Annotated in this window: 11 protein-coding genes; 4 read left to right on the top strand and 7 right to left on the bottom strand. The window is 65.4% G+C overall.

Features of this window, described 5'->3' with window-relative positions; translation table 11 throughout:
- Positions 1-22: 22 nt before the first annotated feature.
- Complete coding sequence (locus ACS5Q0_RS00985; RefSeq protein WP_473124730.1) at positions 23-1897, bottom strand: glycoside hydrolase family 2 protein; 1875 nt, start codon at positions 1895-1897, stop codon at positions 23-25.
- Positions 1898-1925: 28 nt separating this feature from the next.
- The gene (locus ACS5Q0_RS00980) at positions 1926-2150 is read right to left on the bottom strand and encodes a hypothetical protein (RefSeq protein WP_473124729.1); all 225 of its coding nucleotides are present in this window, start codon (positions 2148-2150) and stop codon (positions 1926-1928) included.
- Between the two features lie 221 nt (positions 2151-2371).
- Here ACS5Q0_RS00980 and ACS5Q0_RS00975 point away from each other — a divergent pair, with 221 nt between their 5' ends.
- Together ACS5Q0_RS00975 and ACS5Q0_RS00970 are read left to right on the top strand one after the other, a co-directional pair.
- Positions 2372-3685 (top strand): family 1 glycosylhydrolase, encoded by a 1314-nt coding sequence (locus ACS5Q0_RS00975; RefSeq protein WP_473124728.1) that lies wholly within the window; start codon positions 2372-2374, stop codon positions 3683-3685.
- A gap of 19 nt (positions 3686-3704) precedes the next feature.
- Positions 3705-4919 (top strand): glycoside hydrolase, encoded by a 1215-nt coding sequence (locus tag ACS5Q0_RS00970; RefSeq protein ID WP_473124727.1) that lies wholly within the window; start codon positions 3705-3707, stop codon positions 4917-4919.
- Positions 4920-4997: 78 nt separating this feature from the next.
- On the opposite strand, the gene ACS5Q0_RS00965 is transcribed toward ACS5Q0_RS00970, so the two are convergent.
- The 5 genes from ACS5Q0_RS00965 to ACS5Q0_RS00945 form a co-directional block, all read right to left on the bottom strand.
- Positions 4998-5687 carry a c-type cytochrome gene (locus ACS5Q0_RS00965; RefSeq protein ID WP_473124726.1) on the bottom strand — a complete coding sequence of 230 codons (690 nt, stop codon included), beginning with the start codon at positions 5685-5687 and terminating at the stop codon, positions 4998-5000.
- A complete protein-coding gene (locus ACS5Q0_RS00960; protein ID WP_473124725.1) occupies positions 5684-7456 on the bottom strand; it encodes a GMC family oxidoreductase in 1773 nt (590 codons plus the stop codon). The genes ACS5Q0_RS00965 and ACS5Q0_RS00960 overlap by 4 nt, the downstream gene beginning before the upstream one ends.
- Positions 7449-8255: a gluconate 2-dehydrogenase subunit 3 family protein gene (locus ACS5Q0_RS00955; RefSeq protein ID WP_473124724.1), complete on the bottom strand. Its 807-nt coding sequence runs from the start codon at positions 8253-8255 to the stop codon at positions 7449-7451. The genes ACS5Q0_RS00960 and ACS5Q0_RS00955 overlap by 8 nt, the downstream gene beginning before the upstream one ends.
- 38 nt (positions 8256-8293) lie before the next feature.
- Positions 8294-8692, bottom strand: a complete 399-nt coding sequence (locus tag ACS5Q0_RS00950; RefSeq protein WP_473124723.1) for a hypothetical protein — start codon at positions 8690-8692, stop codon at positions 8294-8296.
- 144 nt (positions 8693-8836) lie between these two features.
- Positions 8837-9316, bottom strand: coding sequence for a hypothetical protein (locus ACS5Q0_RS00945; RefSeq protein WP_473124722.1), 480 nt, complete (start codon positions 9314-9316; stop codon positions 8837-8839).
- A 249-nt stretch (positions 9317-9565) separates the two neighbouring features.
- Between ACS5Q0_RS00945 and ACS5Q0_RS00940 the strand changes: the two genes are divergently transcribed.
- Positions 9566-11533: a PQQ-dependent dehydrogenase, methanol/ethanol family gene (locus tag ACS5Q0_RS00940; protein ID WP_473124721.1), complete on the top strand. Its 1968-nt coding sequence runs from the start codon at positions 9566-9568 to the stop codon at positions 11531-11533.
- Positions 11534-11553: 20 nt separating this feature from the next.
- Positions 11554-12330, top strand: a complete 777-nt coding sequence (locus ACS5Q0_RS00935) for a c-type cytochrome (protein WP_473124720.1) — start codon at positions 11554-11556, stop codon at positions 12328-12330.

Below are 12330 nucleotides of genomic sequence, written 5' to 3'. Positions count from 1 at the left end.
ACACGGTTCGATGGAGGCCGGATTATTCCTGGCCGCGCTCGCGCCGGCGCCGCTCCACCTCCTGCTTGATCAGCACATCCAGGATTTCGCTCGGCACTGCCTTCGAGGGGCGGCTGTTGATGGCGCGCAGGCGCTCGGTGTCGAATTTCGGCTCGCGGTTGACGGTGAGCAGGCCGTTGGTCTCCTGGGCGGTGTCGGCCAGCTGCGTATAGCAGAAGCCTGCGAGGGCGGTGGACGCCAGGAGAGCATCGACGAGTTCCTCGTAGCGCGCGAGCAGCGCGTCGGCGCTGGCGAACTGGCCGTAGCCGAACCAGTCCTCGCTGGCTTCGGGCACGAATCCGAGTCCGCCGAACTCGCTGATGACGATCGGCTCGTCGGTCATCTCGGCGCCTTCTCCGAGCAGGGGATGATGATGCGGGCGCACATGGCGGAACGTGCGCTCGATGGTTTCGCGATCCGCGTAGCGTTCGCGCAGCATCTCGCCGGTGGGTGCGTAATCGTGCACGCCGAACACGTCGCCGACCGCATGCTGCCAGCCGTCGTTGCCGATCACGGGGCGCGTGGGGTCGAGCGCCCGGGTGAGGTGATAGAGCGCCCGCACGAAATCGCGCTGCTGGGCCGAACGGTCGAGATCGGGCACGCCCCAGCTCTCGTTCAGGGGAACCCAGGTGATGATGCAGGGATGATTATAGTCGCGCCTGACGGCCTCGAGCCACTCGCGCGTCAGCATCTCCGCCGCGCGGTCCGAATACACGTAGGCGTTGGCGGCCTCGCTCCAGACGAGCATGCCGAGCCTGTCGCACCAGTAGAGGAACCGGGGATCCTCGATCTTCTGGTGAATGCGGATGCCGTTGAAGCCCAGCGATTGAGCAAGCTCCACCTCCCGCTTGAGCGCATCCGCGTCCGGAGCGGCGAGAAGCGAGTCGGGCCAGTAGTTCTGCGCCAGCACCAGCCGCAGAAAGATCGGGATCCCGTTGATGATGAAGCGCCCGTCGCGGGCCTCGATCCGGCGCAGGCCGAAATAGCTCTCGACCCGGTCGACGACCGCGCCGCTATCGTCGAGCAGCTCTATCGCGGCCTCGATGAGGTTGGGATGCTCCGGCGCCCAGAGCAGCGTGCGGCGTCGGCGGATCGCCGCGTCGTTGATGTCGAGGAGGAGATCGCGCCGGAGTTCGCGGCTGGGCAGGAGGCATGTGTCGTCGATCAATGTGCGCGTGGGCCGGTCACCCCGCAGCCGCACGCGAACGCGCCAGCCTTCGGGAGGCGGCCGGTCCAGCCTGAGGACCAGCCTTACGCCGAACCGGTCGACATCGGGCGTCCAGCGGAGCTCCGCGATCGCCACCCGCGGCACCGGTTCGAGCCAGACCGGTTGCCAGATGCCGGTCGTGCGATGATACCAGATATAGCCGGGCTGTTCCTCCCAGTATTGCTTGCCGCGCGGTTGCTGTAGGTCGCGCGGCTCGTCTTCGGCGCGCACGACGATCACCTGGGGGTCTCCAGGGACGAGCAGCGAGGTGATATCCGCCGAGAACGGCGTCTGTCCGCCGACATGCTCGACCGCCATGCGGCCGTTGACCCAGACGATGGCCCTGTAGTCGACCGCCCCGAAGTGGAGCAGGAGCCGGCTTCGGCGGACGTCTTCGTCGATGTGGATTTCGCGACGGTACCAGACCACCCGGTGAAAGCCCGTCTCGTGGATGCCGGATCGTTCGCTCTCGGGCGGGAAGGGGACCGTGATCTCGTGCCCGAAAGGCTCCGTCCGCTCGAACCAGCGCTCGACGAGCCCGCAATCGCCGTCGTCGAAGGCGAAACCCCAGGGACCGCACAGATCGATCCAGCGATCGCGGCGCAGGTGCGGGCGGGGATGAAGATCAGCCGGGGAGATCGTCTCATTCATCTCGTCTGCTCGCTGTTCCTGAGGGCCGTCAGTACCGGCCTTTCATAATGCGATGATCGGCGGGAGGAGTGGTCAAGGTCAGGCGATGCTGCGCCGGCTGTGCTTGTGAGCCTGCCCTGTCGCGAGCCGAATCCGCCTCGCGCGGGGGCGCAGTTCCGCATCCTGTTTCGCCGTTGCGATCCTCCTGGCCGAGGGTGTCCCGATCGGCGCCGACCTGCCGTGCGGGTCGGGAGGGATCAGTCTGGTTCGGCATGGCTTGCCTCCCCTGTGGTCGGACCGTGCGGTTGAACGCTGGAACGACGCTCCGTCGCCAACCAACGCGCGAGGGCGGGGGAGGTTCTTGAGCGGCGGACCGGGTGCAACTTTCTCGCTCCGGAGCCGTTTCCTAGGCTGGATCACATGCGGCCGAGGTTCGTCCACGGCCCAACCGCTGTGCTGCAGTGGAAGCACTGACGCCCAAGGGATGGCCTCGGCATGACCCAAGCGCTCCCGTCACGATCCCAGCTCCGCCGCTTGACCGCGCCCGATGCATTCTGGTGGTCCACCGGCATCGAGGACACCTTCATCACCGCGCCGCATCCCGTGACCGGCAGGACGCTCGACGAATATGAACTGACGGGCCATTACGACCGATGGCACAGCGATCTCGGCCTTATGGCCGAACTCGGCGTGCCCTGCGCCCGCTACGGCGTTCCTTGGCATCGCATCCAGCCCCAACCGGACATCTGGGATTGGACATTTCCGGACGAGACCCTGGAGCGGCTGCTCGAACTCGGGATCGAGCCTCAGGTCGACTTGGTTCATTACGGCCTGCCGTCCTGGATCGAAGGCGCGTTCCTCCATCCCGACTATCCGAAGCTCGTCGCCGAATACGCGGCACGCCTCGCGGAGCGCTTTCGCGGGCGCATCACCTGGTACACGCCGCTCAACGAGCCCCGCATCACAGGCTGGTATTGCGGACGCCTCGGCTGGTGGCCGCCGTTCCGGCGCAGCTGGCCCGGCTTCGTGGCGCTGATGCTGGCGATCGCCAAGGGAATGGTCGAGACCGTGAGGGCGCTGGAGAGTGTCGATCCGGAGATCGTTCCCTATTTCGTCGACGCCACCGATCTCTTCGACACGGACGACCCCATCTTTGAGAGCGAGGCCCAGCTTCGGCAGGAGATCGTCTTCCTCGCCCTCGATCTCGTCTCGGGGCGGATCGGCGAGCGTCATCCGCTGTGGTCCTGGCTCTTGAAGAATGGCGCGCGCGAGACCGACCTCGCCTGGTTCCACGATCATGCCGTCGCGCTTCCGGTCATCGGCCTGAATCTCTACCCGATGTTCACGCAGAAGAAGCTGCTGCGGGATGCCGGGGGGCGCTTTCGCATCCGCATGCCTTACGCGGGGGCCGATCTCGTGATTTGTCTCGGCCGTCTCTACTTCGAGCGGTACGGCGTGCCGCTGATGATCTCGGAGACGGCCTCCATGGGCTCTCTGCGCCGCAGGCTCGACTGGCTCGAGCGTTCGGTCGCGGCGACGCGGCAGCTGCGCGCCGAAGGCGTTCCGCTCGTGGGATATACCTGGTGGCCGATGTTCTCCCTCGTCACATGGGCCTATCGCCAAGGCCGCCGCCCGGTGACGGACCATCTGGCTCCGATGGGATTGTGGGACATCGTTCCGGACGAGGAGGATCCCCTGCGCCGGGTGCAAACGCCCGCAATGGAGGCCTACCGGAAGCTCGCAAGGGGCGGGATTGAAGCTGTCGGCATGCTGTCGGTTGCTTCGGCTCCTGTAGCCGCATCGCGGTGAAAAGACAGAGGAATGCAGAATGTTTCGCAGCTTCTTTCTTGCCGGCTTCGAAGGGTCGACAGGCTATAACCGCCATGGACACTGGTTCGACCAGGTCGTCGCGACGGGACACGACAGAACCGTCGACGAGGATTATCGGCAGCTCGCGGCGCTCGGGCTTCACGGCGCGCGCGAGACCATCCGGTGGCCGCTGGTCGATCGGGGCAAGGGGCGCTACGACTTCTCGACGGTCGAGCCCTTCGTCGCGGCGGCGCGGCGCCACGGCGTCGAGGTGATCTGGGATCTCTTCCATTACGGCTATCCGCGGGAGCTCGATCCCCTGAGCGGGGATTTTCCGAAGCGCTTCTCCGACTATTGCTACGCCATCGGCCGCTACATCGCCCGGCGCACGGAGGGCACCTGCGCCTTCACTCCGGTGAACGAACCCTCGTTCATGGCCTATGCCGGGGGAGAGAAGGGGCTGTTTGCACCCCACGTGACGGGGCGCGGCTGGGATCTGAAGGTCGCGCTCGCCCGCACCGCGATCGAGGGTATCAACGCCCTCTGGGCGGCCTGCCCCGAAGCCCGCATCGTCAATGTCGATCCCCTGTGCCGGGTGGCCTGCCCGCTCGATCGTCCGCACCTGGAGGACGAGGTGCGCGACTTCAACGAGCGTCTCGTGTTCCAGAGCTGGGACATGCTGTGCGGGGCGCTCCTGCCCGAACTCGGCGGCAGCCGCGAGCATCTCGATGTGGTGGGCATCAATTACTACTGGACGAACCAGTGGGAATGGGGCGGTCTCGCGCGCGAGGATGGCGTGATTCCGCCGCTCGCCGACGACGATTCGCGGCGCTGGTCCTTGGGCGATCTCGTTCGCTCCGTATGGGAGCGTTACGGGGGAGAGGTGATGATCACGGAGACCAGCCATATCGGCGACAATCGCGCCCGCTGGCTGCACGAAGTCGCGAAGGAATCGGAGGCCCTCCTGCGCGAGCGCGTTCCGATCCGGGGCGCATGCCTCTACCCGATCCTCGGCATGCCGGAATGGCACGACCCCGACATCTGGACGCCGATGGGCCTCTGGGATCCGGTGTGCCACCGCGACCCTTGCGGAGAGCGGCTGATCTGCGGGCCCATGCTGGAGGCGCTTCGGTCCGTGCGCCACCTCGACCGGCTACACCACGCCGTCCTCACGCGCGCGGGCAGGGCTGTCGGGGATGGGAAGGGCGCAACGCGACCGATGGCGGCCGAATAGGTCCTGGAGCTCCCATCGCGAAACCCGGGACGGATACGCTCTTCGCCCATGCGGGAGTGCTTCTTCACGAACGGCGGATCAGCGCGCGGATTCGCGAGGGCGGATGCTCTCGTAATAGCGCGATACGGCGTCGATATCGTCGGAGGTCAATTTTCCGGCGATCTCCCGCATGACGGCGGACATGTCGTTCTTGCGCGTTCCCGATTTGAAGGCCGACAGCTGCCCCGATGCATATCCGGCCCATTGGCCCTCGAGCCCGGGATAAAGGGGAGGCTCCCCGACTCCGTCCGGCCCATGGCAATTGCCGCAGGCCTGCACCCCGACTTCGCCGTTCCCGACCGAGGGAATGCCGCTCAGCGCAAGATCATGCCCGCGCTTTTCCATGTCGGGGCGCAGCTGACCCGGAGCCGCCAGTCGGTTCGGCAGGCCCGCGTAATAAGCTGCCGCATCCTGCCTTTCCTGCTCGGAGAGCGCCTGCGCGATCGGCGTCATGAAATCGTTGGGCCGCGATCCGTCGGCATAGTTCTGCAGCTGCTTGTACAGATAGGCGGCGGATTGGCCGGTCAGCCGTGGGAACGGCCCCGTCGAATTGCCTTCGCCGAATGGGCCGTGACACTGGCTGCAGGGCGCGGCTCCGTTCGGGTTGCCCTGAGCGGCAAGGGTTGCGCCGCGCTGCGGGTCGGGAGCCGAAAGAGCCTGGGCGCGGACGCCGCTTGCAACCGGCAGGCATGCCGCCGACGCGGCGACGAGGAGGAAGGCCGGTCTCATGGCTGCACCAGAGCGGCAGGGGCGGAAAGATAGTGATTCTTGATCGCATCGGCCGTCCAATAGGCGAGCGCTCCGACTGTGTCCGTCGGGTTGTAGGACGCATTCTGCGGGAACAGGGCCGAGCCGGTCACGAAAACGTTCGGCACATCCCAGCTCTGTCCATAGCGGTTGCAGGCGCTCGTCTTCGGGTCCGTTCCCATGATCGCGCCGCCCGTATTGTGCGTCGTCTGGTACGGCACGACCGAGTAGGGCGCGGTGCGTGGATTGACGACGATCTGGCGTGCGCCCATGCGCTCGGCGATCTCTCCCGCGCGGGATGTCACATAATGGGACATGCGCAGATCGTTCTCGGGAAAATCGAACGTGATCCGCAGGAGCGGCTGACCGAACGCATCCTTGTAGGTGGGGTCGAGGTCGACGTAGTTCGTGCGCCGTGCGCAGGATTGACCATGCACCTGAAGGCCGCCCGAATGGTTGTAGTGCCTGGCGACGGCCTGCTTCCATTCCTGGCCCCATCGCGGCGTTCCCGGGGGAACGGGATGATACTCGATCGGCCTCGCACCCGTGGTGTAGGCGCAGATATAGGCGCCGCCGATGAAGCCGAGCTTCGCGTGATCGAAGTTGTCGCTCACGTAGTCGGAGATCACGGTGCCCAATGCGCCCGCGCCCATGAACTGGTTGAGTTCGACGTCCTCGTCGTAGAAGAGCGAGACGGACCCCATGGTCTGATAGGCATAGTTGCGCCCGACATTGCCCTCGCCCGTGGAAGGGTCGTAGGGCTTGCCGATGCCGGAGAGCAGCATGAGCCGCGGATTGTGGAACGCGAAAGCCGAAAGCACCACGAGCTCGGCGGGCTGTACGGTTTCCTGTCCGGTCGTGAGATCGATATAGGTGACGCCCGTCGCATACTTGCCGTCCGGCGTCAGGTTGACCCGCGTCACGTGCGAATTCGTGCGCAGCTCGAAATTCGCCTGCTGCAGCACCACCGGCAGCAATGTCGTCTGCGGGCTCGATTTCGCGAAGTGCTCGCAACCGAAACGCTCGCAATAGCCGCACACCATGCAGGGTTCGAGCCGCACGCCTTCGGGGTTGGTGTAGGCGCGCGTCATGTTGGAGCTGGGCACCTGATAGGGGCTGTAGCCGAGCTCCATGGCGGCCTTGGCGAAGAGCACGCCGAGATAGGCGGGAGCCGTGGGCGGGTTGGGATAATCGCGGCTGCGTTTTGCCTCGAAGGGATTGCCGCCGGGCCTGATCTCGCCGCCGACATTGCCCGCATAGCCTCCGACGCCGAGCAGATACTCGAACCGGTCGTAATGCGGCTCCAGGTCCTCGTAGGACAGCCCCCAATCCTGGATCGTCAGTTCCTCCGGAATGAAGTCGCGTCCGTAGCGCTCCTCGTGATGGCTGCGCATGCGGAAGTCTTCGGGCTGGAACCGGAAGGTCTGTCCGTTCCAGTGCACGCCCGCACCGCCGAGATCCGTGCCGGGCAGGAACGAGCCGAGCTGGCGCATGGGGAGAGCCTTCTGGTCCGGCGTGTTCCTGAACGTCACCGTTTCCTGGGACAGGTCCTGCATGAGCCCGTGCCGCACCGCAAAGGCGAGTTCGTCGTGCATGCTCGGGCTTTGAAAATCCGGCACGGTGTTGCGCGCGCGGCCTCGCTCCAGGCCCACCATCTTGACGCTGCTGTCCTTGAGTTCGCGGGCGATGATGGCGGCGGTGAAGCCCATCCCGACGAACACCACATCGACGGACGGAAGGGTTCTAGCCACGGCGATGCACTCCGCTGTTGAACTCGGGCAATCCTCCCGGCATGGGGTGATGCTCCTGTCTCGACTGCGCGATCGACATCGGCTCGCGCGTGAAGCGCTGGCCGTGGTCGGTGTAAATGCCGAGATAGGTGGCGTAGGCGCCGGGAAAGCCGATCATGCGCCAGCCCACCATGTCGCGATTGCCGCCATACATGGGGTCGGAGAAGAAGCCCTCGATGGTGTTGGCGAGAAGAGTCTCGAAGAACACGTCCGACGGTACGCCGGACAGGTCCATCTTGCCGGCTTCGAGATCGCGCAGGACCCCGTCCTGATCGTCGGGGCCGAGGCGGGAGAAAGCGGAAGCGGGCGCATTCTTCGCGCCGGTTGGGGCACGCGTTTTCAGTTGCTCGTCCAGGCTCGTGATCGAGGTGCGGTAGAGCTGCGCGGGCGTGAGCGCGAGTTGATAGCCCTGGCTCGGGAGTCCGGTTTCCCACGGACCGGAACGGTAGAGGCGCGCCCCCTGTCCGTAAGCGCCCGCGAGCTGAAGGTCGATATAATTCGGCACGCCCGCGCCCACGGCGCCGGTCCATTGCGGATCGGGCGGGATCAGCCTGTCGACGGCGGATTCGATGAAAGCGGCCTCGAGGGCGTTGAAGAACCGGTAGGGCGCGCGCTTAGCCGGCCTGGGCTGCGCCTGCTGCCGCGCAGGAGGATGAGGCGGGCTTTGCCGAGGCTGGGCTTTGAGTTCCGCGGGAAGGGCGGCGCTCGCGCCGATCACGCCTGCTGCGCGGAAAAGATTACGGCGGGAGATGTCGCTCATGCTCGGCTCCGTGTCGGAACGGCTGACGTCGGACGGCTCTACTCGGAAAATCCCTTCGGCAGCGCGGCGGGACTGGAACGGCCCGCGCATCGGCTCCGCGCCGTTTCATCCTGGATGGCATCGCAGGCGAGCTGGACCTGCGGGATCGTCACGGGCCCCGCCATGCCGAAGACGTCCGGCGCGCGGGAGCGCATGTCCTGCGGGAGCGGCTCGCCCTGAACGGATTTGCCGGAGGGCACCGAAGCCACGTCCTCCGTGGAAAGAAGAGGAGGGGGATGCGGGCTCGTGTGCGGGGCCTGGGTCGAGGTTGTGCTTTCCTGTCCCTGGGCGAAAGCAGCGCCGCCGCATGCGGCGGTCATGAACCATCCGACGAGCACCGGCAGCAGGAAGGACCTTGGCATTGGACCTGAAGACTGGGCAATGGGCACGGCAGTCATGAGGGGCTCCCCATGCGCGGCAAACACAATCATTGCGCGGGCCGGAGTGATCCTGTGTCTAGAACGAACGAGGTGCTCGATTGATCCCGTCTTCGGCTCAGCCAGAGGGGGTAGGGCAGAGGCGATGAGATCGCATCGCCCCAATCACCGGCACGGCTCGGTGGATTCGAGACAGAGCGTCAGACGCGTCAGGGCCTCATGCCAGGCGTCGATGGCGGCGGGCCGGTTGTCGGGCGAGGCCATCCGCATGGCCGAGTAGGCATCGCGGATGCCGCTCAGACGCTGGCGCAGCCCGCCGATGTTGCTGGCCTCGTCGCTGTATCGGGCCACGATGGACCGCGGCATCGCGGCGATCTCGAGCAGGCACTCGTTGATCATGCAGGCGATATTGGCCTCCGGCGGAATTCCCTGGCTGCTCTCGACGCGCTGAAAAATATCGTAGTTCTGCCCATCGGACGTCGTGAGAACGAAGAAGCCGCCATACCCGCTCTCGATATTCTCCACGACGGCGGGGCGACCCGCTCCACCCGCCTGTGCAGAGGCGCATGAAAGCCAAAGGGACAGGACCAACGCGGGGATCGCGCAAATCGCCGACAGCACGCGTCCGAATGCGGCATCACCCATTGATCGCACCTCCTCGGAGGGATGTGGATGATGAGCGATCCGGGTCAATAGACGGCGGAACGCTTATGCGGAAACCGATTGAGAGACCGCTATCCTGGACCGGGGCAGCGGGTCGTCCGCTACCCCGTTTTCGACAGGAACAATACTCTCCTCGTAAGGTTGAATTCCAACGCGAGAGATATGACTGCGGATAGGGATCCGCACGCTTGGCGTTTGCCTCAAGACATCAAACACACCAGGGGAGCGCAGATGCGAGAATTTGCGCCATCCAAGCAGTTCGAGGCTCTCGGCACGTGGAGGGCTCTCCTGCTGGCTTTCGCTGTTTCTTGGTGCCCGCTCGGCCCTTCGCTGGCGCAGTCTCCCCCCGGCCAATCCGCACCCGACCTCGCTGCCCTGTCGCAGGACGACAAGCAGTGGCCGATGGCGATGAAGAATTACGCCGCGACGCGTTTCAGCGGTCTCGACCAGATCAATGCCGGCAATGTCGGGCAACTGAAGCTCGCCTGGACGTTCTCAGTCGGCGCCGACCGTGGGCAGGAAGCCGCTCCTCTCGTCGTTGACGGCACGATGTACGTGGTGGCGCCTTATGCCGGTCCCTATCCGAACCGGGTGTTTGCGCTCGACGCCACAACGGGTGAGCTGAAGTGGTGGTATGCGCCCAAGCCCAATCCTGCCGCGGAAGGCGTCGCCTGCTGCGACGTGGTCAACCGGGGCCTTGCCTATGACAACGGCAAGATCTTTCTCAACACGCTCGACCTCCACACGGTCGCTCTCGACGCGCAGACGGGGAAAGAGCTATGGGTGGCCACGCTCGGGGACATCAATCTCGGCGAGACGGTGACGATGGCGCCGCTCGTGGCCAAGGGAAAGGTCCTGGTCGGCAACAGCGGCGGTGAAATGGGCGTTCGCGGCTGGTTGACCGCCCTCGATGAGAATACGGGAAAGATCGTCTGGCGCGCCTATGGAACAGGGCCGGATTCGGACGTGCTCATCGGCCCCGACTTCAAGCCCCGTTACGACTGGATGAGGGGCAAGGACCTCGGCGTGAAGACCTGGCCGACCGATGGGTGGAAGACGGGCGGGGCAACCGTCTGGGGGTGGCTCTCCTACGATCCCGAGCTCAACCTTGTCTATTACGGAACGGGCAATCCAGGCCCGTGGAATTCCAATCAGCGGCCCGGCGATAACCTCTGGGCCGCGACCGTGTTCGCGCGCGATATCGACACGGGAGCCGCGAAATGGGCCTACCAGACCGCCCCTCACGATCTCTGGGATCATGACAGTGTCAATGAAGCTGTTCTCATCGATCTTGAGATTGACGGCAGGATGCGCAAGACGCTCATCCATCCGGGCCGGACCGGCTACATGTTCGTGCTGGATCGGACGAACGGGGAGGTGATCTCAGCGGAGCCCTACGAGACCGTCACGGTCTACAAGGGCGTCGACATGAAGACTGGGCGTCTTGAGCCGAACCACGAGAAGGAGCCGACCCTCGGAAAGATTGTCGAGGACGTATGCCCCGCGCCGCCCGGTGCGAAGGACTGGCAGCCGAGCGCCTGGTCGCCGCGCACGAAGCTCCTGTATGTGCCGCATCAGCATCTTTGCGCCACCTTCAAGACGGGAGAGGCCGGCTACATCACAGGCACGCCCTATGTGGGCGCGACGGTGGACATGTATGCGGGGCCGGGTGGCCATCGCGGCGAGTTCATGGCCTGGGATCCGGTCAAGAAGACCAAGGTCTGGGCCATCACCGAACGCTTTCCCGTCTGGAGCGGAGCGCTGGTGACGGCGGGCGACATCGCGTTCTATGGAACCATGGACCGTTGGCTCAAGGCCGTGGACGCCAAGAGCGGCAAGGTCCTATGGCAGTTCCGCGGCGGATCGGGCTTCATCGGTCAACCGGTCACCTACATGGGCAACGACGGCGTGCAATACGTCGCCATCATGTCCGGCGTCGGTGGATGGCCCGGCGTGGTGGCCAACGCGGAGATTGATCCGCGGGTGAGGAACGGAGCGCTTGGGTTCACGGGCGCGATGCAGGATCTGCCAGCCCATACGGTGGGGGGCAGCTCACTCCTGGTCTTCGCGTTGCCGCCAAAGGCCGAGGCCGGCGGTACGGGTGCGGCCCCTGCAGGCGTACCTGCACCCGTAGCTCCCACTGCCCCACCCACTCCAACTCCTGCGGCTCCTGCGCAGCAAAACGGGTCCGGTCAGTGATCGACTTCAGGGAGGTCGGGATGGTCGGTTCATCGAAGGCAAGGCTCTTTCGGATGAGCGGCATCGGACCGATGACGGATATCGGCCGAGTGCTCCTGTTGGGTCTCTTCGGGCTGATCTCTTGGGCCGCAGGTGTTTCGGCTCAGCAGCCGGAGCCTCCACCCCCGCAGGCGCCCCCGCCTGCGGTCGGGCTGCCGACGGAACCCAATCCGGCTGAGACCCCCGAACCCAAGCCTCCCCAGTCGTCGTCGCCACAGCAGGGGCAGGGCACGCTCGGCATGGGCGTGCCGACGCAATCCTACACGGGCGCGAGCGGAGCGGCGAAGCTCCTCGCGACGCCGGTCTCGCGCCTCTTTCCGGGCAACGTGCCGATCAAACCCAGTCTTCAAAGTCCCGTAGGCGACAGCCAGGAGGCGGCACAGCGCGGCATGCAGTATTTCCGGGCGTTCAACTGTGTCGGGTGCCATGCTCCCAACGGCGCCGGCGGGATGGGGCCGTCACTCAGCAACAGCACCTTCATCTACGGCTCGGAGCCGGCGCAGATCTACCTGACCATCTACCAGGGCCGCCCGCGCGGCATGCCATCCTGGGGCGGCATGCTGCCCGATACCGCCATCTGGGATCTCGTTGCCTATGTCCGGAGCATCAGCCGGGAACCCTCCCAGCAATGGGGCAAGACCGTGTCGCCACAGATGCCGCAGATCGAGCAAGTGCCCGCGGAATACGTCAGCACCGTCAATCCTTGGGAGCACACCGAGGCGTTCAGCAATGGCCAGAAGCCGAACAGCGCGAAATAG

Source organism: Microvirga sp. HS2 (assembly GCF_055792805.1).
Note: the sequence above shows the minus strand (reverse complement) of the source record. Positions and strands in the feature narration are given on the sequence as shown.

Bases quoted from the DNA above. Each gene is read 5' to 3' on its own strand.
- ACS5Q0_RS00985 (WP_473124730.1), bottom strand. From the start codon at position 1,897: ATGAATGAGACGATCTCCCCGGCTGATCTTCATCCCCGCCCGCACCTG.
- ACS5Q0_RS00980 (WP_473124729.1), bottom strand. From the start codon at position 2,150: ATGCCGAACCAGACTGATCCCTCCCGACCCGCACGGCAGGTCGGCGCC.
- ACS5Q0_RS00975 (WP_473124728.1), top strand. From the start codon at position 2,372: ATGACCCAAGCGCTCCCGTCACGATCCCAGCTCCGCCGCTTGACCGCG.
- ACS5Q0_RS00970 (WP_473124727.1), top strand. From the start codon at position 3,705: ATGTTTCGCAGCTTCTTTCTTGCCGGCTTCGAAGGGTCGACAGGCTAT.
- ACS5Q0_RS00965 (WP_473124726.1), bottom strand. From the start codon at position 5,687: ATGAGACCGGCCTTCCTCCTCGTCGCCGCGTCGGCGGCATGCCTGCCG.
- ACS5Q0_RS00955 (WP_473124724.1), bottom strand. From the start codon at position 8,255: ATGAGCGACATCTCCCGCCGTAATCTTTTCCGCGCAGCAGGCGTGATC.
- ACS5Q0_RS00950 (WP_473124723.1), bottom strand. From the start codon at position 8,692: ATGACTGCCGTGCCCATTGCCCAGTCTTCAGGTCCAATGCCAAGGTCC.
- ACS5Q0_RS00945 (WP_473124722.1), bottom strand. From the start codon at position 9,316: ATGGGTGATGCCGCATTCGGACGCGTGCTGTCGGCGATTTGCGCGATC.
- ACS5Q0_RS00940 (WP_473124721.1), top strand. From the start codon at position 9,566: ATGCGAGAATTTGCGCCATCCAAGCAGTTCGAGGCTCTCGGCACGTGG.
- ACS5Q0_RS00935 (WP_473124720.1), top strand. From the start codon at position 11,554: ATGGTCGGTTCATCGAAGGCAAGGCTCTTTCGGATGAGCGGCATCGGA.